We start from the raw sequence: 21,296 nt of genomic DNA, 5'->3' as shown, positions 1-21,296 counted from the left end.
CCGACATGCATCCTCATCTCAGGCAAGCTGCGCACGATCCCCTCCACAGGCCCGCATCCGCCGGCCAACGCGGGCAACCGGCTCACCGCCTTCTACTTGGCGCTCGTCTGCCGGGATCACCAACGACTCACAGAGCTGAGCAACGTACCGCTCTCGCTGCTGCGCGAATCCGGCGCGGTGTACGACGAGTACGTCTACGACTGGGTCGACACCCTCCAGACGTGCGCTCCCCGTCGCCTCGGACGAACCGGGCCGTAGCCGAAGCCGACTTCTACCGGCTCCACATGAAGAAGTCCGATCGACGGCCGACGGCCCCGCGCAACCGCGGTCGCTGATGGTGCGTCGTCAAGGAACATGATCCAGACTTCCGATGCCTCCGACCCTCGAACCGCCGAACTGCTCGAGGTTTGGAACCGCGTTCAGGCACATACCGAGCCCGCCGAGGCTGAACCCGTCGTGCTCGACTGCCACGCCGCCTCCTCGCCGATCCCGGTGGTGAGACAGCGCATGTGTGGGTGGCCGGGCTCGCGGAGATGGTCCCCTATCTCGCTGGTCGGCCCAGCCCTGAGGCCGAGCAGGCCGCGGTCGAGGCGCTGCTGGCCGCTGCATCGGAGTTCGGCGAGCGCAGTTGCGAACACGAAGCGCACCCGTACGAGCAGAGCCTCGGCGAGCTCGCCGAGGACGACCCGGGCTGGGCGGGGCTGCGCGCCCGGTACATGTTCGCCGATTCGCCCGGGCGGCCCCGTGGCGAGGCCGACCTGTGCCCGGCCAACATCTCCGGGATCGCCCGTGTCACCGCCGATACGATCCGCCCCTTCGCGGCCGACGGCATACCCGCGGAGGTGCCGGAGGACCACACCTCGTCGGTGGACAGCCTGTCCTCCATCCTCTGGGACTACCCCGGCTCCGACCCCGCCACAGATCTCGAGGTGAATGCAGGCGGCGTGGCCTGGCTCGCCACCAAGGGCGCGCGAGCGGGTTACGTCATCACCCAGCACGCCAGCTGCTGGTACGCCGTGTACCGGATCACGGAGCGGTCGGTCTTCGACGCGATGATCGAGGGCTTGGAGACGGTGCTGCCGATGCTCGGGGACCCCACGGCCTGCACACACGGCGACGACGAACATCCGGACCCCGAGTTCGAGTCGGCCGACATCGCCGAGATCGGCTTCAAGTTGCGCAGCCCCGGAGGCCGGTCCGAACTCCGGGACATCTTCGACACGTACCCACCCGATGCCTGGCTGTGCCCGCGCTATCTGCGCGACCTCGCCGACGAGGCACTCACAGAGTTGCGGACCGCGCACGCGTCGAAGTTCGGCGTACGCGACACCAGCGCCCTGGACAGCACCTGTGTACTGCCCGATGGAACCCTGGACATCGTCACGTTGACCACGTACGTCGTCGACGCCGACGACTTCGACGAGCATGCCGAGAACGTCGCCCTGTGGGCCGCCCGCCGACACCCCACAGCACAAGGTGCGCACGAGCAGCTCGTCCTGCTGCTTCTCGCCCTGTGGGTCACGCAGATCCGCGGCCTGCCCTACGGCGTGGGCCGTGAGGTCCGCGCGCTGCTCCGCACCGTCGATTGCGCGCCGCCGGAAGTGGCCTGCCCGCACGACGACGGCCACCCGGGCGAGGACGTCAGGCTCTGGAACAGCCGCAAGTTCGCGGCACACCTCCACCATCTGTACGCGTCCGACGTCTTCCCCGCGCCCGAAGGCACCTGGTCCGCCGACGTGTGGGGCTGTCCCCGCTTCCTCGCCGCCTGGGCCCGCGACCTCATCCTGGAGCTGAACGGCGAGTACCGGTGGATGGACCAGGAGGACGGCGAGGAGGAGAGCGTGTACAGCAGGGAGCAGTGACACACCCGCCGCGGCTTGCCTGCCCGCGGCACGTTCCGCGCGGGTCGGGCCGGCCCGGGTACCTCGTCAACGGGGAACCGCTTCGGCGCACTTGCCCCTTCAGAGCCCTTCACGCAGCTCGCTCCGGGTCCGACGGCCGCCTCCTGATCTCACTGATAACTTGCTGTTTCTGCCAGTTGACGCCATGGGGGAATCATGAGCCAGCCGCCGTTCCAGCCACCACCACAGCCTCCGCAGCCACCACCGAACCTCTCCAACCCGTACGCCCAGCCTGCCCCGCCGCAGCAGCCGCCGGGATTCGGGCCGCCGACTGCCCCTGGGCAGCCCGCGATGCAGCCCGGGCCGCCGCCGGTTCCGGGGCAGCAACCGGTGCAGGCCGGGTTGCCACCCGTTCCGGGCCAGGCTCCGGTGTACGGCGGGCCGCCGCCCGTCCCAGGTCCGCCGCCGGCGCAGCTGCCCTACCCGGTGCAGCCCGGCCCGCCGTTCCAGGCACGCCCCTTGGGACAGCAGCCGAGCGCGAGCGGTAATCCGGTCGGTGCGGTCCTCCTGGGATTCTTCGTCTCGGTCGTCGTCTCGCTGCTCTACAGCGGTCTCATCCTGGCCACGTACAAGGATCAGTCGCTCACCACGGCCAACACCCTCTACCTGGCGCACGCGCTGCTGAACGGCGCGATTGTCGGCTCCCTCGTCGGCCTGATGGCTCACCGGAGCAACGGCGCCCGCATCGGTGGGGCCGTCATCGCCGCGCTCGGCGCCTTCTTCGGCTACGTCAACGCCATCCCGCTGGTCTTCGCCTGGGAGCGGTCGCCCATGGCCCTCATGGACCTGCTGGAGGCCGAACCCTTCTTCCCGGCCAAGGCCTGGTGGACCAGCGAAGCCCACGGTGGAGTCGACTGGTTCTCCCCACTGGGCCTGGTGGTCGCGGCTGCCGCAGCCTGGGGTCTCGCGTACGTGGTCGGCAACAGGCGCGGGCAGATCTGACGGTTCGCCGGTGCCGGTCCGGGCCGCTGTCCGCGGCCCGATCGGTAGCCGGCAACAATCAACTCCCGGTCGGCTGCGAGCCGATGATGTTCCCTACACTCCTCCTCATGTCGACTTCCCCCTCCCCCACCGCCACTGTCGTGCCCACCGGCCGACGAGCCGCGCGGCGGATGATTCCCCTCGGCATCGTGCTCGCGACCATCAGTGCCCTCGTACTGTTCGGCGGCATCGTGATGACGGCTGGGCTGGGGGACGGCGGCCCGAACCCGAAGGGGATCGGGGGAATCGTCATCGGGCTGTTCATGGGCTTCGTCAGCGTCATGAGCCTGGTCACCGCCTGGTCGGCTCGGAACTCCAGCGTGAGCGTCGACCACATGGGGCTGTGGGTCGGCAACGGCAAAGCGCAGAACGTCATCCCCTGGCAGAGCCTTGCCGGTGTCGGGCTGCACTGGAGCAAGGTGGGCAAGCGCGGCGTGAAGGTGTACTCCGTCGAGCTGTGCCCCAGCGCCCCCGTCGACCGCGACGACCCGGTCCTGTGGCCCCTGGTCCGCGAAGAGGAACCCCTGCACCCCACCCTTCCTCGGCTGCGCTACCGCCTCCCTGTCCCCGCGAGCTCCCGGGTGGCCCTGGTCGCTGCGATCCAGCAGCAGGTCCCCCAGCTGTGGCTCGGCGAGACCGAGCGTGAGGCCGGCTACATGGGCGTTCCGGACCGCAAGGGGCACCGGGAGCGTATGCGCGGATCCTCGCGCTGAGAAGGGCGGCCACGGACGTCCACCGCAGCCTCAGTCACGTGCAGCGAGTCAGCCGAAGTCGTTCGTGCCGGGCGTGGGGCGGGTGCCGACGGTCTCGTCGTATGTCGGCATGTTGGTGCCGTACGAGGTGCGCGGGTCCAGCGGACCGTCGCCGGACGGGCGGCCCCCCGGGTCGAAGCCCGGGGCGGCGCCCGGGTGCCGGACGGGGTGCTGCTCGCCCCCGCGCGGGCGAAGCACCGCGGGCATCACACCGGGGGTGGCCTGCGTCGCGGTGTCCGTGCCCGTCTTCTCGAAGTCCTGGGAGACCCGCTCGTCGTTCCACTCATGGCCGTTTGCCGAGGACCTGAGATTGTCCCCGCCGGCTTGGATACGGGCGTGCAGGCCGTCGAGCGCGGGCTTCCAGCTGGTGGCGATCTCCGCCAGGGCGGGTCCGATCGACCAGCCGGTGAGTGAGGCACCCGCGGTGCCGGTCTCCTTGACCGCCTTGTCGGCGGGGTCCTTCATGGTCCGGGCCATGCCGTCGCAGGCTCCGGCGGAGGCGCGGAGTTCAGCCGGGTCGACGTCGGTGCGCTGGGACACGTGCGGTTCCTCTCAGTTCCTCGTGGCCGTTCAGAACTGCTGCTGCTTCACTCCGGGCGGGAGCATGCAAGGGGTGCGTACGGCGAAGGAGAGTTCCTGTGGCTCCGTCTTGCCCGAACCGACGGTGTCGGCAGTGACCACATAGGAGTTCTTCTTGTTGCGGGCTCTGAACACCGCCGACGCATAAGCGTTCTTGAACTCCCGGTATGAGGTGACCTCGTACCCTTGCCGAGAGAGTTCCCGGCGGAGTGTCCGCACGACGCGTGTGTGCTCCGTCACAGGGGCCGGGGAGTTGACGTAGTAGAAGAGGCTGTACCGGCCGTCCTCGGCGACCTCGTCGTTCTCCCCGATGCACGCCTCGAAATTCACCTTGGCCGTCGAGGGGGTGAGTTCGACATCGGTGAGCCGGGCCATGTACGCGGTGGAGTCCTTGGCCCATTTCACCGCGGCGTCCTTTTCCATGCGGGGCAGCGGAGCGTTCGGGTCGTCACCTTGAGACATACAGCCTCCAGTCAGGAGCAGGGCAGCGGAGACAGCCAGTACCGTGCGGAGGAGGGAGTCAAAGGCCGGATACGATCTGAGCCTCCGGTGGCAGGTCCTCCTTGGGAACCTCCGTAAGCTGCTTCCCCGCGATGACTGCTCCCTGGTTGGCGAGTAGTCCTGTTTCATCAGCCGGGAGAGGTCAGAAGCCACGCCGGCTCCCGGTCGGCCGGGCCGAGTGCCCCTCAGGGCATGGCACGTCCGCCCAAGTGGACACAAGGCAACCCCCGTTGCTCCTGCTCACTCATGAGTTCGAGGCGCACAGCCTATCCGACGGCTTCGTCGCCGGAGCGCTCCCCAACTCGGCCCGGCCGTGGCCCGTTTCGACCGATGCAGGCCAAAGCACCCGCACCGTGCCGCCGTACCGAACGACCTGTTGTTCGGATACTGCCGCCGTACCGAACGACCCCTTGTTCGACATGAGCCGCCGTATCCGAACGGCTTCGTGTTCGGACACAGTCACCCGAAGCTCAGCGCTGCTCCGACCGCCCTCCCCGGTCGGAGCCGTGGACCGGCGCATCCCGCTCGGCACGCTCGGCCTGCTCGGGGTCCCGGGCGATGCCCGTGAGCTCCTCGTCCCGGATCTCCCGGTCGGCAGTCACAGGTCGCGCACGCCCTTCCTGAGGGCGGGGGAGGGCGGGAAGTGCGGTCAGGGCGTGGGGCGATGGCGCGACGGGGCGGTGAAAGGCAGCGTCGGCGTCATCCGAACTCGCTTCGGGCCCAGTCGTCCGTGCTCTCCGAGGTGTTCGAGGAGCTGGAGCGGGCCGCGGAGGCGGTGGCTACGGCTCTGTCGGACGCCTGCGTGGTGCCCGCGGAGCTGGAACCCTCGGTGGAGGCGGTGGCCTCAGCGCCGCCTGACGCCTGCGTCGCATGGGCACCGTGTCCGGCCACCGCGTCGACACCCCGCTGTACGCGGTCCCCGACCGCCCCGCTCGCCTTCTCGGTCGCGCTGTCCACGGCATTGTCCACGTGCCCGGACACGTCGGTGTAGCCGGCGAGCGTCGAACCCTCGCCCCCGGTGACCTCGTTCTTGAGGCCGTCGACGTACTCGCCGGCCGCCGTCTTGGCGACGCCCGCCGTCTCCCCGAGGTCGATGCCGGACCGCGCGTCGAAGTAGGTCTCGATGCTCTGCCGGCCGATGTTCTGCGCCATTCCGATGGCGGCCTCTTTGGCCTTGTCCTTGGCGGCGTCGACCACCTTCTCCTGGACGAACTGCTTGGCCTGCTCCTTGATCTGCTGCTTGGCGTACTGCTTGACCTTCTCCTTGGTGATCTTTTCGAGCTGCTCCTTGGCGATCTTCTTGAGAGCGTCCATGGAGGCGTGCTCCATTGCCTTGGTGATCGCCTCCATGACCTCCCTCTTGAGCTTGTCGAGCAGCTCCCGGACGATCACACGCGTGGCCTGCGTCGCGCCCAGCCCGCCGATCTCGGACAGTCCGAAGGTGAAGGGCGCCGACGCCTGCGCGGCGATGATCTCCAAGGCGAGGGCGACCAACTGCGCGATCACGGACAGCTTTGCCGTGAGGACCGCCACCGCGGCCGCGTCGAAGGCGAGGGCGATCACTTCGCACGCGGTCTTCGCGTCGGGGATGTATCTGTCCTCGCCGTTCGCGCCGGTATAGGCACCCCAGGACTTGCTGAATCCGTCGACGGCCGTGCCTACGTTGGCGGCGACGACGGTGCGGGCGAAGCCTTCGCCCTGCGTCTCTATGTCGTCGAGCGCCTCGCCGAAACTCCGCCAGGCTTCCGCGACCTCGTGCAGTGCTTCTTCGTCGGCCTCGGGCCAGCTGTAGCCGAGGAGGTCGAGCACCCAGACGAGCTCGCTGGGCAGTGTGAGCGACATGCCAATAGCCCCGTATGTGATTAGATGTGGCCGGAAATTCCGTTCAGCAGGTCGCTGTTCGACGCATCCGATCCGTCGTAGTCACGTGCCATGTCCTGCAGGTTGTGCCCGATTTGCTGGAGCCGTTTCGCAAGACTTTCCATCGATGTGAGGATTCCGTCGCGAATCGGGGTGTAGACCTGGCCGAAAAGCTCCCCGAAGTCCGCGTCCTCCCAGGGCTCCCCCAACCCTTCGAGGGTGTCCTGAAGCCCTTTGGAGGCTTTCGAGAAATCACCTCCGAGGTCGACGAAGTTCTGCCCCTGATTCCGGAGCACGGCCGTGTCGACGTCAAAGGTTTCGAACTCCATCGCTCTCCCCCGGGTTCCCCGTTGCTGCAGTTCGCATTGCACGACAGGCCGATACCTTAGACTCCTCGCGCACGACCCAGCCAGCCCGTCAGTCAAGAGATCGTCAAGTCGCCCGGGGGGAACCGACAGTGCTGACAGCACAGCCGAGTTACAGCAGTACAGGGAGCCTGTGGGCGGGAAGACTCCTCGGGTTGGGACTGCTCGTCGTGGCTGCGGTCGTCGCCGCGTTGACCATTCCGGAACTGCGCAGCGAACTCGCCGGCGAGGGCACCGACGGAACCCTCACCGTCTCTTCATGCGAAGCACACACGAAGACCCACTACGGCACGCACAGGCGCACCACGGAACTCAAGTTCAGTTGCACCGGGACCTGGACCGCACAACACGGTGGGGCGACCCACCAGGACGTGACGGTGCAGACTTCGTCGCGTTTCGAGACCGGGACGAAAATCCCCGTTGTACAAGTGGACGACACCTTCGTGCAGCCGCAGGACCGGGATCCCGGAAAGGACGCCGCGATTCTCGCGTTCTGCGTCTCCTTGCTGGCATTCGGCAGTTACTGCCTCCTCACCGGCTTCGGCACACGCAACGGCCCCGGTTTCACGGCCTCCTGGCAGCGCCTGCCGGCCGCGACCGTGACCGGCCCCGTCCTGGGCGGCGTCTTCGCCGTGGGCGTCCTGGCAGCGCTCGTATGCTCATTCGCCCTGTGACGCCCGCATCTCCATCCTGAGGAACCCTCAATGACCCAAGTACACGGGAACGCCGCGACGAATGCCTCCGCATCCGGAGACCGGATGCGCCTCGGCCGCCTCATCGGTGCGGGCCTGATCCTCGTGGGCCTCGTCCTCCTGGCCCTCGGCGCCTTCCTCGGCCCCTACACCTACGCCACGTCCACACCGGGCAAGCTCACCGTCGAGACCTGCACCGTCGACTACAAGTACCGGAGCACGTCGAGCAGTTCACGGAAGAAGACCAGGACCAGGTGGTGCTACGGCACCTTCACCGCCGACGACGGCAGCGTCAAGGACCTCAACGCCGAACTCAAGAGCGACGCCCTGTACCAGCGCGGCCACATCCTCGAGGCCCGCAGGACCGGCGACACCTCCTACCAACTGGACCACGGTTGGGTCGGCGCCATCGCCGTCGGATGCGCATGGTGGTTCGGCGCCCTGATCCCCCTCGCCGTCGGCCTCCTCGGCGCAGTCACCGGCTTCTCCTCCGGGCAGTCGGCGAGCCAGGCCCTGCTGCGCACCACCGTCATACTGGTCGCGGTGGGCGTTGTCGGGTTCGCCATCAGCCTGCTGGTGACGTTCTTCACGTGACGGAGGCCCCCGGCGCGCGTCTGTCGTCCACCCGCCCTTCTGAGGCGGCGCTCCCCGCGCATGCGGGGATGGCCCCTCCTGCTCCGCCGGCCATGCCGACGGTGTCGCCGGCGAGGCACGCCGGGTTGTGCTGCTTGATCGAGTGTGCTTAGTTTTCCGCCTCATGACCATGACACGGAGAACGATCCTCAAGGGGCTGGCCACGGCCCCGTTCGTCGCAGCCGCCGGCAGCCTGACGGTCCCCACCGTCGCCGAAGCGGCCACGATCGACGCGGGACAGTTCAGCCTCAGCAGCCGATCCTCCAACAGTTACGGCGAGTTCGCCGATCTGACCGCCGGTCTGGCGACCAAGCTGACCAAGGTGGACGCGACGGCCGTCATCGCCGACACCAACCGCAACGCCACCCACCTCACCAGCGCCCCCAGCACCGTCGAGGCGTTCGCGACCGGATTCGCCTGGGACAGCGCCGACCAGGCGGTGGACTACTGGATCCCGCAAGGCGTCACGACCAGCGCCGACGCCTACGGCAACGGGGTCTACCCGGCAGGCGGCAGCAACAGGGTCGTCCTCGTCTCCTGGTACTTCGAGACCGACCCCGACGACGACGGCGTCGACGAGTACGCGCTCGACAAGGGCCTGAGGCTGACGTTCGTCGACTACACCACCGCCGGCACACCGACGTACCGGCACGTCCTTCTCGTAGAGCCGGTCATGACCGGCACCGGGGAGTACTCCTTCAACCCCATCCACAAGCATGCCGGCGGCATCATGTGGTACGGCAACCTGCTCTATGTCGTCGACACCTACAAGGGGTTGAGGGTGTTCGACCTGAACACCCTCTTCAAGGTCGCCACCACTCAACCGGATGTGTGCGGACTGCACACCGACGGGTCGTACTACGGCTATGGGTACCAGTACGTCCTGCCGCAGAGCTACGCCTACGACAACGCCGGGAAGTACCTGCGCTACACCACGATCGGGCTCGACCGGGCCAGCAGCCCCGACAGCCTGGTGGTGAGCGAGTACTCCCTGTCCGGGACCGTCGACTACACAGACGGCACCTTCAACGGCACGGGCCCCGGTACGACCACACCCAAGGTGGTCCGCTGGAACCTCGACTACACCGACCGGCAGATCGCCTCGCTCACCGCGTCAGAAGCTGTCACCGTCGCCCAGCAGAAGATTCAGGGAGTGGTGTCGCGCAACAGCAAGCACTACCTGTCGACGAGCGCCGGCACGTCCACGAAGGGTTCACTGCGCACCTTCAACTCCGGCGACTCCACCGCGACCACCGTCTGCGACCTGGCCATCGGCTGCGAGGATCTCAGCTACCACAGCAGTGGCGCGTCCGGCTGGGCCTACAGCGAGTCCGTCATCTGGAACCTGAGCGAGTACGTCGGCAAGAGGTACGTCTACGCGGTCCACGCAGACGGTTCGTAGCCGCGTTGGGGGACGGCCCGAAGCAATCGCTGTCCCCATCCGGCTGCATCCGGTTGGTGGCCACGACCCCGTCCGGGCCGGGCCGGAAGCACACCCCGAGCGGGGTCGGCGCACTGGAAGCAGACGGGGCCTGCTGAGCGGAGCCCGCGGGCAGATGCCCGATCGGCCTCTGCGGCCTGCCGGCTGCAGGCGGTGCAGGCGGTGCAGGCGGCTGCAGCAGCCGACAGGGCCGCCCTGCACCGACAACCTGCCGGCGCGCAGTTGCGGCCCCCATTCCGCGGGAGCTCAGCGTCGCGGTCGGGTTCCGCTCGTCGCCGCGCGCGAGGAAGAGCGACCCCTGACAGCGTCCCGCGCCGAGCCATGTGCACGGCTCCGGCGCGGGCACGTGCCCCGGCGTGTGCGGTTCAGGGAGATGTCACTGGCATGTCAAGTGCCTACTGGCCTACGCTGAGCAAGAACGTTCCTTCCGCACGGGGTGAGGGCCGGCCAACCGGCTCCGGGAAAGGCGACGATGAACCAACCGGTCGATCCGAGGCTGGCCTATGCCCAGGTATCGGCACCAGCCACGACCGCTGCACCGCAGCCTGAGCCGTCGCCCTCGCCGGGCCCTCCGCCCACACCCCCGCCGGCCTCGCCACCGGTCTGGGGCGGCGATCCGGACGTCGGCGTCAGCTCGTCCTTCCTCCGGGCCAGGGCCGGCGTGTGCGACAGCACGTCCGAGATGCTCCGCAAGACGCGGGGCGCGGCCGAGGACGCCGACGGCGACCTGGCGAAGGCGGCGCCCGGATGGTCGTTCGTCGACAGCATCGACGACATGCAGCTCCGCTGGGAGGGCCTGCTCAAAGTCGTCACGGACCGCTTGGCCGAGGCCTCCCAGAACTTCCGCGACGGCGCGGACGCCTACGACCGGAACGAGCTCGCGACCGCCTCGCAGTTCGCCGACCCGCACGCCCCCAACCCGTTCGGCTGAGCCGGAGGCAGCAGCACCGTGGTCACCTTCCACCAACTCATGGAACTCGACGCGAACGCGCTGGAGACGTTCGCCGACAGGTGGAACGCCATCCACCGCAAGATCGACGAAGCCCGTACGGAGTTCCACGACGGCGTGGTCCAGAAGCTGCACCAGGACCACTGGCAGGGCGAGGCCGGTCAGCGGGCGCAGGTGTTCTGCGACCGCGTGCAGATGGACATCGACGCCCTGGACAAGGAGGTCAGGGGGCTGCGCGACTTCATCGACACGGAGGTCGACGGAGCCAAGGGCACCGGCGGGACCAAGGGTTTGCAGGCACTCCAGCGCCAGGCCCAGGAGATCCAGCAGGAGGCCCTGGAGCAGGGCATGACGGTCAGTGCGGACGGTCGGATCGAGTTCTGCGTCGTCGACGACCCGGACGACCCCGAGGTGCACGAGAACTACGAGAAGCACCAGAACACCGCTGACCGCCTCCAGGAGCGGCTGAACAAGGTCCTCGGCCAGGCGAGCGAGGAGGACGAGTGGCTGGCCAAGAGCCTGAAGGTGGTCTTCGGCACGGCCCACAACTTCGAGAGCGAGAACCGGAAGTTCGCCATCGAGGAGCCGGACGCCAAGGACCACAAGGTCCGCAACCAGCTGAACAACGTCGGCGCGTACTTCGCCACGGTCAAGGGCTGGCCCACGGCGGCCGGACTGATCCAGCACTACCTCGACTGCAGTGGCAAGACGGTCGAGGTGGAACCGCAGACCATGATGGATCAGATCCCGGCTTTCCAGTCGGACGTCGACGACACGTTGCGCAAGGACGTCCACGGCCGCCCGGACGGCCCGTTCACGACCGAGTGGAAGTCCACCGCTCCCAATCCCGCGGACGGGGACAGCAGCACGGAGTGGTACTACGCGCTCAACCACTTCCAGTACCGGCTGACCGGCTACGTCCACGACGGGGAGGTCACATACCGGGTCGAGGTCAAGAAGCGCTACGACTGGGGCATTCCCAGCGAGCACCGCGCCAACGCGACCGGGGGCTGGGGGCCGGCCAGCATGAACCTGGAGCAGGCAGACATCGCCCACCTCAACACGGTGGGCATGGGCCGGGACTTCGATGTCGTCGGCACCTCTGACGAGATGACGTCCTGCGCATGACCGGCGGGCACACCCCCAGCAACGACGCTCGCAGGGACTCGGACCCGGACCCGGACCCGGACCGTGACTGGGACCGGGACCCCGCCCCGACAGCCGAGCCGACCCCTGGCCGCCGCGGAGCGGTGAGGTCAGTACTACGGGTCGTACTGTGGCTGGCGGCACTGGCCGCCGTCGCGTTCACCGTCGTCGTGGTCTACGGCTTCATCAGACTCGACCACGACATCGACCACCCGCAGGACGGCTTCTCGGGCTGGCAGTGCGCTAGCCAGTCGGGGACCTGCGATCGGTGAACCCGGCCGGGCGGGTGGGCCAGGTCTGCCGTCCCATGACATCGGTTCTTCGCCGTCAGGCCTGACCGCATCTCACCCCCAGGGACGGCCGTAGGACACCGGCCGCCGGTGCGTGCCACTCTCGCCCTCGCAAGGCACTGGCCACTGGACGGCGTCTGCACCAGGACACACCCCGCTTCCACTGGGGCTCCGGTGCGCCGGATCAGCGTCGCGGGGGTGGGACGATGCCCTGACTCAGCGCCTCCAGAGCCCGGGCCTGCTCCTTGGTCGCCTCGACTGCAGCCATGGAGCCGTCGGCGAAGTGCAGGTCCACGCGTTCCGACAGCGATGTGTGCCGGATGACGACGTTCCGGAGCTGTCCCGGCAGGATCTCGCCCAGACGCCGGGCCTCCCTGAGCGGCGTTCCGGGCGGGACCTTGCCGAACAGGGGCACCTTCTTGGTGGAGACCGTGCACATCAGCAGGATCCTGCGGTCGGTGAAGACCATCAGCGCCCGCTCATTGTCGTAATCCGTGCGCGAGGTGTCGGGTCCGGTGCGCACAGCGATCGCGAACTGGCCGGCCATGCTCTGCCATCCACCCGTGAGACCGGCCCCGCGCACGATACGTCGGAGCCTGCGGATGATGCCGAAGTCGAGGTTCTCGACGGCATCCGCGGCCGAGAGGGCACCTTCGAAGGCGCCCTCCACCGCGCCCCGCGTGCCCGTCCACTGCTTGCCAGTCCGCAACTCGCGAGGCAGGGGGCGGCGGATCAGATCGCTCAGCTTCACTTCGACGATGCCGAGCAGCCGCTCATGCGGCTGCAGCGACAATGCGATCAACGGCACAGGGGAACCGCCGCCGAACAGGCGCGGCTCGAAGACGGGCTGTGGCGGACCGTACTGGCCGGCACTCATCCGAAGTCCTCCTCGATCCGTGTCTTCGGCACACGATACGGGGCCTCGTTCTTGCGCCCGTCGAACTGACCGGTCACGGCGTCGATGGCGGGGTCCTTGTTCAGTCCGTCCGTGACGGCGCTCGTCGGCACCCAGGACTGCCCCGATGCCGCCTGCGATGGTGCCTTTTGCGGCGCCATACACGGCCTTGGTGCCCCTGGCGGCCGCGAACTCCCCGAGGTTCTCCATCGACGGGGAGCGGACCAGGTCCTTGAGCCGGTTGCCGGTGACCTGCTCCAGCATGCCCATCAGCCCGGTGGACTCGAGCGCCGCCTTGACAGGGCTGTCCAGATCTACGTCCAAGCCGTCCACGACGGGATTCTCGATCTTCGGCAGTGGGATCAGCGGCTCGTCGACGAAGTCCCGCGTCCACTTGTACGCGTCGCCGACCTGTTGGAAAGTGCCGCCGCTCACTGTCCGCCCCCGAAGGCGGCCTGGATGTGCACGTCCTGACCCTCGTAGTTCATCGCGGTGTCCTGGAGACCTCACAGGTGTCGCGAAGGATCTCGAGCAAGTCGGCAAAGTTGTCGTGCTCGGCCTGCAGGTGCTCGCGTTACGCCTCGTAAAGGTTGTGTGCGTTCGGCAGCTTGCCGAAGTCGGTCGACGAGAGCGGCACCGACTCCAGCCTCGGCCAGATCCGCGCGACCTGCTCAACCTGGGCCTGGATGACGTTGTCGTACGACTTCAGCGCGCCCGGATGAACCCGACATCCCTGATCCCCCGATGGGCGACGCCGGTCGGTCGATGATCTCGGTCTCCAAGGAGGCGAAGCACCTCTCGGCGACGGCGTTGTCGAGACATAAGCCGGTGCGGCCGCTAGAAGGCCGGATCCCCCACCTCAGAAAGCCGCGCAGGCTGCCGTGGACTCGTAAGTCAGTCAGCGACGCGCGCGCCGATGGCCCGGGCGCGGCGGCGGGCTTCGGGGCTGACGCCTTTCCGGCGAGGGGAGCTTCGGGGATGCCAGGCGGCGGAATCGACCACGTAACTGAGCGACTTCAGCCCCGGCCGGGCCACCACACAGGCGAACCGAGGGTCGCCCGCGTACCAAAGTTCCTCCTGGAAGCCTTTGCGCGCGACGCGGTCCCACAGCTTCAACAAGTTGCCCGGCTCCTTGGGCGACACTGTCTTCTCGGGGCGGTCCGGATCAGGCAAGACGAAGACGGCGGACTTTCCTTTGAGCCGCACGGCGTCCGGCTGCTGCTGCCAGGGGTAAACGGTGAGGATACGTCGCAGCAACCAGACCTTCTTCAGGCGTCGTACCGCCATGGCCACCAGATATCCGGTCACTGCCAGCGGCAGGGTCATGAAAGCGGCCGCCCAGACGGGAAGCATGACCACCGTAATGGCAACCAACGCCCACCACAGCGCGGACCAGCCCACGATCTTCGACACTTGCAGTGCCACCCACCGCACCAATGCACGGGCGGTGCCCGGAGCCTCCCAGGCGACAGGGCCTTCGTAAACCCCCGAGTTTTTGCTCACGTTCATGCCGTCATCCAAAGTCGGCGGTGATGCGGTCAGCGATGCCGTCTCCGCTACCGTCGTCATTGCCACGTGCGGCGCGCTCGATCCCGGGCATGGGGTCGGTGAAAGACACGGTGTACGCGATCGCCTCCATCAGGTCCCGATAGTGCTTGCGAGAGCCGACGGCCGTGGTGCTCAACGTAAGGACGGCCAGCTGTACGCCCGACGGCGCGGCGATGTAAAGATTGCACTGGTACAGCTCCTGTGCGGGCATGCTGGCGAGGGCAGGCATGGTGACCATGGTGTCGGACACCGCACCAGGTCGACCGCCCGGCAGGGTCAATAAGGCGACGTTTTCTGTGCACTCTCGTAGTGAGACCGCTCGGACCACCGTGAGCTTGGGCGGTGCCCATTCGATGTCACGCAGCGCCACAGTAACCACGGAGACGGCCGACGAACCGTCGTCGGCGCGGTGCATGCCGAGCGAGCAGCCGATGATGCCCTCGCGCTGCATCTGTCGCACCATGTACCGCACGTCACGCAACGCGCCCGCGTAACGTTCGCGTTCCGGCTCGGGCGCGCAGTCGGCGATGAGCGCCATGACGTGGTCGAGCTGCGCCTCGTACTCCGAGCCGGGCTCGGCGTCAAGGGCGTCGAGTGGGAGGTCGACGTACCCACCAGGCAGCGCGTACCAGATCTTCGCACTCGGGTCTCGGGCCGAGTCATCTATTACCAGCCGTAGCGGGGTGTTCATGGTCTTCTGCGTCATCCGAACAGCCTCACTGTGTTGCCGATCAAACTGGCCGCGGCAGGGCCGTCGAACAGGCCTGCCCTCCCCGTGTCGATCGCGGTGGCCGCCCCCTTGCCGTCGTTCAGCCCGTCGATGTTGTCGGCCGCGAGTCCAAATCCGGCCGTGCCGACGCCGGCCACCGGTGAGGCGAAGTCCATAGCCGTCTTGAGCCCCTGGCCGCCGCCGACGGCCCGTACAACCAGGTCTCCGACGGGGTTCGCACCCGAGGTCATGATCCTCCCGGCAGCGGTGACGGTGTCGTCGGCGAAGCGCCCGAGGAACTGCCCGGTGCTCACCGCCTCGGATGCGAAGCGCGTCGACTGGACAGCGCCGTTGAGGCCACGTGACACAGCCCCGATGCCCGGCACTGCACCAAGGAAGTCACCAGCGAGCCCCACTGAGTTCTCCCAGAAGTCCGCGTCGAACTCACCCTTGGTGAACCCGTCCTTCAGCGAGGCCCGCACCTGTGGGTCGGAGAGCCTTGATGCCATCGTGGCCACGCTCAGCGCACCCGCGGCGAGCAGCATGGCAATCCCGAATGGCCCGGTGCACAACAGCGCAAGCAAACCTGCCACCGCACCAAGCACACCAAGAATGTTGGTGAGATTGTCACCGATCCAGCCCAGCGCCTTGCTGAGCCACCCCGGTTCCTCCGGCGCCAGGTCCTTCGTGGAGTCCTGCAGCTTCTTCGCGAGGTCCCGCGCCTCTGCCTCGTGTGTCCCCTCCAGTTCCCGCGCCTTGCGCATCACGTCGTCGAGGGCGCCCTGCGCTTTGTTGACCGCCGTGACGGCGTCGTTGAGCCGGGCGGTGGCTGCGTTCAGGCGGGCCTGCGCGGCCTGCAGCTCAGGGCCTTCCTCAAAGGTCTGCCCCGCGAGCTTCAGGTCGGGATCCTGCTTGGCCGCCTCGTGGCGGGAGTTCGCAGCCTTCAGCTCACCCTTGTGGTCGGCCGCCTCGGCGTCATACTTGTGCGCCAACTCCCTGCGGCCGGTCAGGCCTCCGTGCCACGCGCCGAGGTGGCCGGCAGCGAGAGTCAGGGACCTGTGGGCGTCCTTCATGTACTTCGGCAGGTCACCGTCGAGGGCCTCGCGGAAGCCCACAGCGGCGTCGCCCTCCCAGAAGCTGGATTCGCCGAGCAGCCTGTCGATCTTCTGGTACGCAGTTTGTAGTGCGCTCGCCGAATTCACGAGCTGGATGCGGAGCTTCTCGACTTCCCCCGGCTCCCCCGGCACGGGATTCCACCCGAGGTTCACATACGGATTCTGTGCCATCGCAATCACCTCCCCGCAGCCGCGGCGCGCTTGAAGCTCTCCTCCAGGGAGGTTTCAACTTCGCGGTAGTTGTCCGTATTCTTCTGGAGGCCTTCGGTGAGCTTGGCGATGCGATCCTTGATCTGCTCGTTGCCGTACTTCCACCGCTCCTGGAACGTGTCGCATGCCTCGTCCAGCTCCGGCGTCCCGATCTGGTCGGCTCGCACGTGCTGCAGGGCGGTCCGCACCTGCTCAAGGCAGTCGTTGGCTTCCTTGAGGTCCTTGGTGAAAGCGGCGAGCTGATCAATGTCGGTCTTGAAGTGGTCACCCACGCAGGCCTCCTGTTGCGTGTCGACGGTCGCATCGGCAAACGACACGGGCAGTTGAATCGACCGATCATGCCACGGCTCGGCACCAACTCCGCACAAAAGCCGCCAAGTTGGCTTGGGCCGACCTCCCCCCGACTGGACCGCCCGGATCCCGCGACTGGGCACCAGCCGTTACTCAACCGGTCGTCGCAGTTCCGGCCTCCCACCATGCGGGGCGGATCCCGCGCCTCAACAGGCGCCACCTGCGAAGCACTGTCGGCGATCGCGCGGACCCCACCCCTGTTGCAGCACGGTCGATCACTGCAGATGGTCACGGAAGACGCTCGACGCAACGTGACTGAACCCTGCACGGGCCGGTCCGGCGCTTGCTGTCGCGTACAGGGATTAGGTCAGGGACGCAATCGATCATCCACGCGGTTGCCCGCCCACCGCTGTAGTTGCTCGCGCGTCAACCGCTTGCACGAATCCGTTCGGTCGGGATGGCAGCCACACGTCGGCGGATCAGACAGCCAGGCTCGTCAGCCAGATCAGCAGGGCGCCTGCACCGTCCGACACCACCATTGCCAGGCTGGCGAGGGAAACGAAGGACAAGCGGCGCGCCATCGTTTCGCGCGCTGAAGCGCCAGAACTCCGTTGCTCGATCTCTCTTGGGGAGACTACCTGGAAACCTTGCGGTCGACCTCGGTCGGTTCGCCGCAGCGAGGATGGGCGTGCCGCTGCGGGCACTGAGCAGGGCGGCGGGTACGGGACCGGCCGGGCGGGCGCCGCAGCCGCTCATCGGCTTTGTGGGCAACCTCGGCGCCTGGCCTACCAGCCGCTTCCAGCCCGCCTCGCCGCGCGACCGGTGGGAGTCCCGCACCTGCCCCCAGAATGCTTCACAGCTGCCAGCCACGGCTATGGTGCCGGGCTGCCGCACCCTTCTTGCCCGTCCCTCGCTCCCCCTGCCGCTCAGCTTGCTCCCTGTCGATCTCCTTCTGGTACTCGTCCAATTGCCGTTGGCCCTGGGCTTCTGCAGCCCGGCGCTCTTCAGCACTCATCTGCTCGTACGCACGCCTTCCCAGCGTGGCGCTCTCTTGCAGCGCCTCCCGGTAGGCTCCCGTCCGCATCGCTTGGCGCAACCCGACCCTGCCGGTCAGCACTTCGCGGGCCATCTCCCGCAAGGTTTCGTCTCCGCTACCCGCGAGCCTCTGCAGCGACTTGCGCAACGCCCGGGCCCGAGCCGGGTCCTTGGCGATGTCGAGGAATTCGTCGTCTCCGACCTCGCGTTCATCCATGCGCACTGCTCCTCACGTGGGGTTGCTGGACGGGCGCTAGAGTAGCTGGCGGCTGTAGAGCGGAAGCATGTTGACGGGGTGAGGAATGACGTTCGAGGTCAAGCCGGATGATCTTGATGGGTACAGCCGCCAGGTGGAGCGTGCAGCTGAAGACGTACATCAGGCGCAGGAGTACATCAAGAAGTACGGCGATATGGGGGCAGTCACCGGGCAGGGGCTGTTCCTATGGGCGACCGGCATGCATGCGCAGGCAATGGACGGCGTCAACAACGTGGTCACCCGACTTCACGGTCTCCTGACTGCCAGCGCAAAGGAGCTGTCGAAGTCCGCAGAGTACTACCGCACAACCGACCAGGACCAGGCGTCAAAGCTCGACGCCACCTACCCGCCGAGCAAGCGCTGACGCACCTGGAGACCTCACTCACATGAGTTTTACGGACGCTGTCGAACCTGTCACTCACCTCAAGGCACCAAGCCAGCCTGAGGAGTTCTCCAAGGGAATTGTCGGTGACACTGTCAGCACGGTGAGCGACTTCCTCAGCCCCAGCGAATGGGCGCTCTCGACGATTGAGTTCGTCTTCGGCTTCAATCCTTTGGAAGAAGCCATCGCCTGGTTCACCGGTGACTGGGAGTCGTACGTCAAGTGCGGTGAGATGTGGGCAAACACCGGAAAGCTCGCCAAGGACGTAGCAACGAACCTGAAGTCCGGTAACAGAGAGCTGGACGCGACGTGGAACGGCAATGCGGCCGATGCCGCCTACGTCTACTTCAATGAGCTGGCGAAGAAGATCGACTCCCTGGACGGGGACCTGAAGGAGCTTCAGAGCGCCTACAAGGAGGTCGGCCTCGCTGTGGCCAGGGGCGCGGACCTCATCAAGGGCCTCCTTGAACAACTGGCGGATGAGGCAATCATCGCGGAGGTCGAGCTCGCGGCGGGCACACTGCTGGCCGAGACGGGTGTGGGTGCCGTCGTGGGCTATGCGGCTGCTGCTCTGGAAATCGCCGAAATGATCAAGACGTGGGGGCGTATCACCGAAGCGTACAGTGCCGCCCAGCAAGTCGTGGATGTGGCCACGACCGCCAGCGGGTTGGTGGTCGGCAGGCTCAGCGTCGCCCTGAACAGCTTTCCCGAGCCAGGGAAGAGCTATGACAATCCCGCGGTGTAGCCGCCCTCAGCTCAGGAGCCAGGCCAGCAGTGTCAGGAGGAGGCAGACACCAGCACCGGCCAGGCCTCCGCGAACGAACCACTTTCGCACCATGCCGACCCTGGTTCCTGACACCGCCCGGGTGATCAGGGCCACTTGCATCCCGCTGCGGGGGAACATGCCTGTGGCGGCGAACGCCATGCCGAACGCCGCCACAAGCCAGCCGAGGAAGAACATGGCGATCCACCGGGTCGTCTCACCGAAGCCGACCTTCACGTAGCCGCCCCCAGCCTGCTGCACGGAAACCCTGTTACCCGGTTTCACCTTCGCCCGGATGCTCGCCTGATCGTCGATGACCTTGCCGTCGTCGGACCTGAAGGTCCCCCCGCATACCGTGGTGTCGCCGGAGCTGCGGCTACCTTGTTTGACCCAACAGCGCTCCACGGTCAGAGTGCCATGGGTGCCGACGACGCCGGCCGCGTGGGACGCGTTGTAAAGCCCGACCCCGAAGATCACCAGAGCGACAGCGAAGAACAGTCCCCCGAGAGCACGGCCCATGACGCCAGGTTGGGGGAGCGTCGTGATCGGTGCGAGCGGCGTCAATTCCGGCTGCGTCACTACGTGCCCTCTCCCATGTCGTACTTCTCGACCAGCTCACGGTCGCACCTCGTGCCGTCCCTCGGCACCGACTTCACACTGCACCGACCGTGTCGCCCTCTGCCATACGGCCCAAGTAAACCAAGACGCCGGCCCGGCGAGCAGTCCGGGTGTGGAGAACCCGTGGGCGGAAGGCCAAGAACGGACTTCCGCCCACCAGGAGCGTTGCTGTTCGGCCGAGGGTTCAGCCCCGGAAAGCCCCCTGAGGCTGGTGCATGCCAGCTGCCACAGCCGAGTGCTTGCGCCGGCCCCACATTGCAAGTAGTGCACCGCCGATCAGGAACACCAAACCCCCGCCGGCAGCGGCCAGACCCGTCATCCACAGCCCCTGCTCCAGCGGCGCGTTCTTGGTCTTCGGTGTGCCGTCCGGAGCCGCCAGGTGCACCTTGCCTTTGTACGCCACCGGAGCCGTGGTGTCCTTGGGGGGCGAGGCAGCGGCCTTCACCGCTGCGGCCGCGTTGATCGGTCCGTAGCCGAGCAAGGCGCTGCCTCCACCCGCGGGGTGATGGGCGGTTGCGCTCAGGATGTCGTTCGCTTGGGCCGGGGTCAGCTTCGGGTTCTTCGCGTGCATGAGGGCCACGACACCGGCGGCCAGTGCACAGGCCGGCGAGGTGCCATCGACCGTCTCGTAGCCGCCGGTGTTCGTGGCGCTCGTGATGCCCACGCCAGGTGCAGCCACGTCGTTGTAGGTATGCACCGTGGAGAAATCGGCATGCCCGTTGCCGGGTTTGGTGGCGGCCACCGAGATCACGCCCGCGTAACCAGAGGGGTACTGGGCAGCGTTGAGCCCGTCGCCGTCATTGCCGGCCGAGGCGAGCAACGTCACCCCCGCGCGCAGGGCATAGGCCACGGCCCGGGTCTCTTCGGCGTCAAAGCTCAGGAACGTGTCATTACTGCCGAACGACATGGAGATCACGTCGGCTCCGTGGTCGACCGCGTACCGAATGCCTTTGGCGACCCGGCCCTGGCCCTGCTTCATGGCTTCTTCCTGCTCCTTCTCACCAGCCTCCGGAGAGTCCTTGTCGGAGGTGACGCGCACAGAGAGGATTTTGGCCTTCGGGGCCACCTTGAGGACGTCAGAGGCCATGGCGGTCCCGTGCTGCCCCCACTTCGAGTCCCCCGGCTCCAGCCCGTCCTGGCGGTAGTCGGGCCCGGTGGTCACTTTGCCTTTCAGCGCTGGATGGTCGACGTCCACGCCACTGTCGAGCACCGCGACAGTCACTCCCTGGCCCTGGCTAAGCCGCTGCGCTGCCGACAGGCTGAGTGCCTGCCCTTCCCAACCAACTGGCGTACTCGCAGCCTGTGCGGGCCCTGTGGCCAGGGTGCACATCAGACCGGCGAGGGCAACCGCGGTGCCGGTCGCGCGCATGGTCCCGAACTTCAC

At 67.3% G+C, this 21,296-nt stretch carries 25 protein-coding genes; 12 read left to right on the top strand and 13 right to left on the bottom strand.

The window, feature by feature from the left end:
* Positions 1–9 precede the first annotated feature (9 nt).
* The 4 genes from SY2F82_RS32415 (at position 10) to SY2F82_RS32400 (ending at position 3,595) form a co-directional block, all read left to right on the top strand.
* Positions 10–258 carry an immunity 49 family protein gene (locus SY2F82_RS32415; protein WP_200422750.1) on the top strand — a complete coding sequence of 83 codons (249 nt, stop codon included), beginning with the start codon at positions 10–12 and terminating at the stop codon, positions 256–258.
* A 257-nt stretch (positions 259–515) separates the two neighbouring features.
* The gene (locus SY2F82_RS32410; protein ID WP_200422722.1) at positions 516–1,862 is read left to right on the top strand and encodes a hypothetical protein; all 1,347 of its coding nucleotides are present in this window, start codon (positions 516–518) and stop codon (positions 1,860–1,862) included.
* A gap of 498 nt (positions 1,863–2,360) precedes the next feature.
* Complete coding sequence (locus tag SY2F82_RS39260; protein WP_236041912.1) at positions 2,361–2,843, top strand: hypothetical protein; 483 nt, start codon at positions 2,361–2,363, stop codon at positions 2,841–2,843.
* 107 nt (positions 2,844–2,950) lie between these two features.
* Positions 2,951–3,595, top strand: coding sequence for a hypothetical protein (locus tag SY2F82_RS32400; protein ID WP_236041911.1), 645 nt, complete (start codon positions 2,951–2,953; stop codon positions 3,593–3,595).
* A gap of 48 nt (positions 3,596–3,643) precedes the next feature.
* Here SY2F82_RS32400 and SY2F82_RS32395 read toward each other — a convergent pair whose 3' ends face one another.
* The 5 genes from SY2F82_RS32395 to SY2F82_RS32380 all read right to left on the bottom strand — a co-directional run bounded on the left by SY2F82_RS32395 (position 3,644) and on the right by SY2F82_RS32380 (position 6,903).
* The gene (locus SY2F82_RS32395; RefSeq protein ID WP_200422720.1) at positions 3,644–4,174 is read right to left on the bottom strand and encodes a type VII secretion target; all 531 of its coding nucleotides are present in this window, start codon (positions 4,172–4,174) and stop codon (positions 3,644–3,646) included.
* A 30-nt stretch (positions 4,175–4,204) separates the two neighbouring features.
* Positions 4,205–4,636 carry a hypothetical protein gene (locus SY2F82_RS32390; RefSeq protein ID WP_200422719.1) on the bottom strand — a complete coding sequence of 144 codons (432 nt, stop codon included), beginning with the start codon at positions 4,634–4,636 and terminating at the stop codon, positions 4,205–4,207.
* 548 nt (positions 4,637–5,184) lie between these two features.
* A complete protein-coding gene (locus SY2F82_RS39580) occupies positions 5,185–5,316 on the bottom strand; it encodes a hypothetical protein (RefSeq protein WP_268980415.1) in 132 nt (43 codons plus the stop codon).
* Between the two features lie 97 nt (positions 5,317–5,413).
* The gene (locus tag SY2F82_RS32385; RefSeq protein WP_200422718.1) at positions 5,414–6,556 is read right to left on the bottom strand and encodes a PE-PGRS family protein; all 1,143 of its coding nucleotides are present in this window, start codon (positions 6,554–6,556) and stop codon (positions 5,414–5,416) included.
* 20 nt (positions 6,557–6,576) lie between these two features.
* Positions 6,577–6,903 carry a WXG100 family type VII secretion target gene (locus tag SY2F82_RS32380; RefSeq protein ID WP_200422717.1) on the bottom strand — a complete coding sequence of 109 codons (327 nt, stop codon included), beginning with the start codon at positions 6,901–6,903 and terminating at the stop codon, positions 6,577–6,579.
* 191 nt (positions 6,904–7,094) lie between these two features.
* On the opposite strand from SY2F82_RS32380, the gene SY2F82_RS32375 reads away from it, so the two are divergent.
* The 6 genes from SY2F82_RS32375 to SY2F82_RS32350 all read left to right on the top strand — a co-directional run bounded on the left by SY2F82_RS32375 (position 7,095) and on the right by SY2F82_RS32350 (position 12,072).
* Positions 7,095–7,613 carry a hypothetical protein gene (locus SY2F82_RS32375; RefSeq protein ID WP_200422716.1) on the top strand — a complete coding sequence of 173 codons (519 nt, stop codon included), beginning with the start codon at positions 7,095–7,097 and terminating at the stop codon, positions 7,611–7,613.
* Positions 7,614–7,643: 30 nt separating this feature from the next.
* Positions 7,644–8,225, top strand: coding sequence for a hypothetical protein (locus SY2F82_RS32370; RefSeq protein WP_200422715.1), 582 nt, complete (start codon positions 7,644–7,646; stop codon positions 8,223–8,225).
* 163 nt (positions 8,226–8,388) lie between these two features.
* Positions 8,389–9,666 carry a hypothetical protein gene (locus tag SY2F82_RS32365; RefSeq protein WP_200422714.1) on the top strand — a complete coding sequence of 426 codons (1,278 nt, stop codon included), beginning with the start codon at positions 8,389–8,391 and terminating at the stop codon, positions 9,664–9,666.
* A 721-nt stretch (positions 9,667–10,387) separates the two neighbouring features.
* Positions 10,388–10,636, top strand: coding sequence for a hypothetical protein (locus SY2F82_RS32360; RefSeq protein WP_200422713.1), 249 nt, complete (start codon positions 10,388–10,390; stop codon positions 10,634–10,636).
* 18 nt (positions 10,637–10,654) lie between these two features.
* Complete coding sequence (locus SY2F82_RS32355; RefSeq protein ID WP_200422712.1) at positions 10,655–11,782, top strand: hypothetical protein; 1,128 nt, start codon at positions 10,655–10,657, stop codon at positions 11,780–11,782.
* Positions 11,779–12,072 (top strand): hypothetical protein, encoded by a 294-nt coding sequence (locus SY2F82_RS32350; protein WP_200422711.1) that lies wholly within the window; start codon positions 11,779–11,781, stop codon positions 12,070–12,072. Before SY2F82_RS32355 ends, SY2F82_RS32350 begins: the two co-directional genes overlap by 4 nt.
* Before the next feature lie 202 nt (positions 12,073–12,274).
* Here the strand turns inward: SY2F82_RS32350 and SY2F82_RS32345 are convergent, their stop codons facing one another.
* The 6 genes from SY2F82_RS32345 to SY2F82_RS32320 form a co-directional block, all read right to left on the bottom strand.
* Positions 12,275–13,420, bottom strand: coding sequence for a hypothetical protein (locus SY2F82_RS32345; RefSeq protein WP_200422710.1), 1,146 nt, complete (start codon positions 13,418–13,420; stop codon positions 12,275–12,277).
* A 459-nt stretch (positions 13,421–13,879) separates the two neighbouring features.
* The gene (locus SY2F82_RS32340; RefSeq protein WP_200422709.1) at positions 13,880–14,494 is read right to left on the bottom strand and encodes a hypothetical protein; all 615 of its coding nucleotides are present in this window, start codon (positions 14,492–14,494) and stop codon (positions 13,880–13,882) included.
* A gap of 4 nt (positions 14,495–14,498) precedes the next feature.
* The gene (locus SY2F82_RS32335; protein WP_200422708.1) at positions 14,499–15,239 is read right to left on the bottom strand and encodes a hypothetical protein; all 741 of its coding nucleotides are present in this window, start codon (positions 15,237–15,239) and stop codon (positions 14,499–14,501) included.
* Positions 15,236–16,528: a hypothetical protein gene (locus SY2F82_RS32330; RefSeq protein WP_200422707.1), complete on the bottom strand. Its 1,293-nt coding sequence runs from the start codon at positions 16,526–16,528 to the stop codon at positions 15,236–15,238. Before SY2F82_RS32330 ends, SY2F82_RS32335 begins: the two co-directional genes overlap by 4 nt.
* 5 nt (positions 16,529–16,533) lie before the next feature.
* Complete coding sequence (locus SY2F82_RS32325) at positions 16,534–16,839, bottom strand: hypothetical protein (RefSeq protein ID WP_200422706.1); 306 nt, start codon at positions 16,837–16,839, stop codon at positions 16,534–16,536.
* A gap of 872 nt (positions 16,840–17,711) precedes the next feature.
* Positions 17,712–18,110: a hypothetical protein gene (locus tag SY2F82_RS32320; RefSeq protein ID WP_200422705.1), complete on the bottom strand. Its 399-nt coding sequence runs from the start codon at positions 18,108–18,110 to the stop codon at positions 17,712–17,714.
* An 85-nt stretch (positions 18,111–18,195) separates the two neighbouring features.
* Between SY2F82_RS32320 and SY2F82_RS32315 the strand changes: the two genes are divergently transcribed.
* Positions 18,196–18,513 carry a type VII secretion target gene (locus SY2F82_RS32315; protein WP_200422704.1) on the top strand — a complete coding sequence of 106 codons (318 nt, stop codon included), beginning with the start codon at positions 18,196–18,198 and terminating at the stop codon, positions 18,511–18,513.
* A 121-nt stretch (positions 18,514–18,634) separates the two neighbouring features.
* Positions 18,635–19,276 (top strand): hypothetical protein, encoded by a 642-nt coding sequence (locus SY2F82_RS32310; protein WP_200422703.1) that lies wholly within the window; start codon positions 18,635–18,637, stop codon positions 19,274–19,276.
* A 6-nt stretch (positions 19,277–19,282) separates the two neighbouring features.
* Here the strand turns inward: SY2F82_RS32310 and SY2F82_RS32305 are convergent, their stop codons facing one another.
* Both SY2F82_RS32305 and SY2F82_RS32300 read right to left on the bottom strand, forming a co-directional pair.
* Complete coding sequence (locus tag SY2F82_RS32305) at positions 19,283–19,873, bottom strand: hypothetical protein (RefSeq protein ID WP_200422702.1); 591 nt, start codon at positions 19,871–19,873, stop codon at positions 19,283–19,285.
* A 223-nt stretch (positions 19,874–20,096) separates the two neighbouring features.
* Entirely contained in the window at positions 20,097–21,296 is a 1,200-nt protein-coding gene (locus SY2F82_RS32300; protein ID WP_236041910.1) for a S8 family serine peptidase, read from the bottom strand.

The organism is Streptomyces sp. Y2F8-2 (assembly GCF_014905555.1).
Taxonomy (GTDB): domain Bacteria; phylum Actinomycetota; class Actinomycetes; order Streptomycetales; family Streptomycetaceae; genus Streptomyces; species Streptomyces cynarae.
This window is presented reverse-complemented; position numbering and strand designations above follow the sequence as displayed.